Source organism: Neisseria sp. GT4A_CT1 (genome assembly GCF_000227275.1).
In the GTDB taxonomy this organism is placed as follows: domain Bacteria; phylum Pseudomonadota; class Gammaproteobacteria; order Burkholderiales; family Neisseriaceae; genus Neisseria.
Genome location: NZ_JH164966.1, coordinates 313,962 through 316,642 on the forward strand (window position 1 = coordinate 313,962; position 2,681 = coordinate 316,642).

Genomic DNA, 2,681 nt, shown 5'->3' on the forward strand with positions numbered 1-2,681 from the left:
TCACACTTCAAAAATCCCATAGGGAAAACATCATGGCAAAAGCCCCCAAAACCATCTACCAATGCACCGAATGCGGCGGCACTTCCCCGAAATGGCAAGGCAAATGCCCGCATTGCGGCGAGTGGAACACGCTTCAAGAAAGCCTGGCCGCGCCCGAGCCGAAAAACGCCCGCTTCCAATCTTGGGCGGCGGATACCTCGACCGTCCAATCCCTCTCCGCCGTTACCGCCACCGAAGTGCCGCGCAATCCGACCGGCATGGGCGAACTCGACCGCGTATTGGGCGGCGGTTTGGTCGATGGTGCGGTCATCCTGCTCGGTGGCGACCCCGGCATCGGCAAATCCACGCTACTGTTGCAAACCATCGCCAAAATGGCGCAAAGCCGCAAAGTGCTGTACGTTTCCGGCGAAGAATCCGCCCAACAAGTTGCCCTGCGCGCGCAACGTTTAGAACTGCCCACCGAAGGCGTAAACCTGCTTGCCGAAATCCGCATGGAAGCCATTCAAGCGGCGTTGAAACAGCATCAGCCCGAAGTCGTCGTCATCGACTCCATCCAAACCATGTATTCCGACCAAATCACCTCCGCCCCCGGCTCCGTGTCGCAGGTGCGCGAATGTGCCGCCCAACTGACGCGTATGGCGAAACAAATGGGCATCGCCATGATACTGGTCGGACACGTTACCAAAGACGGCGCGATTGCCGGCCCGCGCGTGCTGGAACACATGGTCGATACCGTGCTGTATTTCGAGGGCGACCAACATTCCAACTACCGCATGATACGCGCCATCAAAAACCGCTTCGGTGCGGCAAACGAACTGGGCGTGTTCGCCATGACCGAAAACGGTTTGAAAGGCGTGTCCAACCCGTCTGCCATCTTCCTCGCCAGCTACCGCGACGACACGCCCGGCTCGTGTGTTTTGGTCACGCAGGAAGGCAGCCGCCCGCTTCTGGTCGAAATTCAGGCATTGGTTGATGATGCGCACGGCTTCACCCCCAAACGCCTCACCGTCGGCCTCGAACAAAACCGCCTCGCCATGCTGCTCGCCGTCCTCAACCGCCACGGCAGCATCGCCTGCTTCGACCAAGACGTGTTCCTCAACGCCGTCGGCGGCGTGAAAATCGGCGAACCCGCCGCCGACCTCGCCGTTATCCTCGCCATGCTCTCCAGCTTCCGCAACCGCCCGCTGCCTGAAAAAATGGTCGCCTTCGGCGAAATCGGCCTCAGCGGCGAAGTCCGCCCCGTCGCACGCGGACAAGAACGGCTCAAAGAAGCGGAAAAACTCGGTTTCAAACGCGCCATCGTCCCCAAAGCCAATATGCCGCGCAACGAAAAAGAGTTTCCGAATCTAAAAATCTTCGGCGTTTCCAGCCTTCAGGAAGCCATCGACATCTGCCGCGATGCGGAAAATTGACAGACAGCAACATGAAAGGTCGTCTGAAATCCTATTCCCAGTTTCAGACGACCTTTTCATTCTCTAATACTCAATGCTGTTATAATCCGCAAACCAAGTAAAACAACGACTTCAAAAGGAAAAACATGACACTCAAACCTCCCGTCCGCATCGCCGTTACCGGCGCAGCAGGGCAAATTGCCTATGCGACCCTGTTCCGTATCGCCGGCGGCATTATGCTCGGACGCGACCAACCCGTTATCCTGCAATTGCTCGACCTGCCTCAGGCGCAGCAGGCATTGCGCGGCGTGATTATGGAAATGCAGGATTGCGCTTTCCCGCTCCTTGCCGACATCTTCGCCACAGACGACCCCGAAGTCGCCTTCAAAGATGCCGACATCGCCCTCTTGATCGGTGCGCGCCCGCGTACGCAAGGCATGGAACGCGCCGACCTGCTGCACGCCAATGCCGAAATCTTCAAAGTACAAGGCGCGGCGTTGAACAAAGTTGCCCATCGCGACGTCAAAGTCCTCGTCGTCGGCAACCCCGCCAACACCAACGCCTACATCACCATGAAGTCCGCGCCCGACATCCCGCCGGAAAACTTCACTGCCCTGATGCGTCTCGACCACCACCGCGCCGTCAGCCAAGTCGCCGAGAAAATCAACCGCCCGATTCCTTCCATCGAGCAAATGTGTGTCTGGGGCAACCACAGCCCGACCATGTACGCCGACTACCGCTACGCCACCAGCAACGGCGAGTCCGTCCAAGACATGATTACCGAACCCGATTGGAACACCGAAGTCTTCATGCCGAAAATCGCCGGACGCGGTGCCGCCATCATCGCCGCGCGCGGTTCGTCGTCCGCCGCCTCCGCTGCGAACGCCGCCATCTACCACCTGCGCGACTGGCTGCTCGGCAGCAGCGGCAAATGGATCACGATGGGCGTCCCCTCCGACGGCTCTTACGGCATCCCCGAAGGTTTGGTTTTCGGTTTCCCCGTCATTTGCGACGCAGGCAGCTACCGCATCGTCCAAGGCTTGGACTTGTCGGATGAATTCAGCCGCCAACGCATCGCCGCAACACTGGCGGAGCTGGAAGAAGAACGCGCCGCCATACAAGATATGCTTTAATAGATCGAGGTCGTCTGAAAACCGGTTTTCAGACGACCTCGACTGACATGAATACCACGGAGTCCCCATGACCACATTGGCCAACAAAAAACTCGCCGTCCTCATCGACGCCGACAACGCCCCCGCCGACATCATCGACCGCCTGCTCGAAGAAGTT

2 protein-coding genes are annotated in these 2,681 nt (G+C 58.7%); both read left to right on the forward strand.

Annotated features, from left to right (window positions below; genetic code table 11):
* The first annotated feature begins 32 nt into the window (after positions 1–32).
* The gene (radA, locus tag HMPREF1028_RS06250; RefSeq protein ID WP_009311963.1) at positions 33–1,412 is read left to right on the forward strand and encodes a DNA repair protein RadA; all 1,380 of its coding nucleotides are present in this window, start codon (positions 33–35) and stop codon (positions 1,410–1,412) included.
* Between the two features lie 125 nt (positions 1,413–1,537).
* Complete coding sequence (locus tag HMPREF1028_RS06255; protein ID WP_009311965.1) at positions 1,538–2,524, forward strand: malate dehydrogenase; 987 nt, start codon at positions 1,538–1,540, stop codon at positions 2,522–2,524.
* Positions 2,525–2,681: the final 157 nt, after the last annotated feature.

Bases quoted from the DNA above. Each gene is read 5' to 3' on its own strand.
- radA (WP_009311963.1), top strand. From the start codon at position 33: ATGGCAAAAGCCCCCAAAACCATCTACCAATGCACCGAATGCGGCGGC.
- HMPREF1028_RS06255 (WP_009311965.1), top strand. From the start codon at position 1,538: ATGACACTCAAACCTCCCGTCCGCATCGCCGTTACCGGCGCAGCAGGG.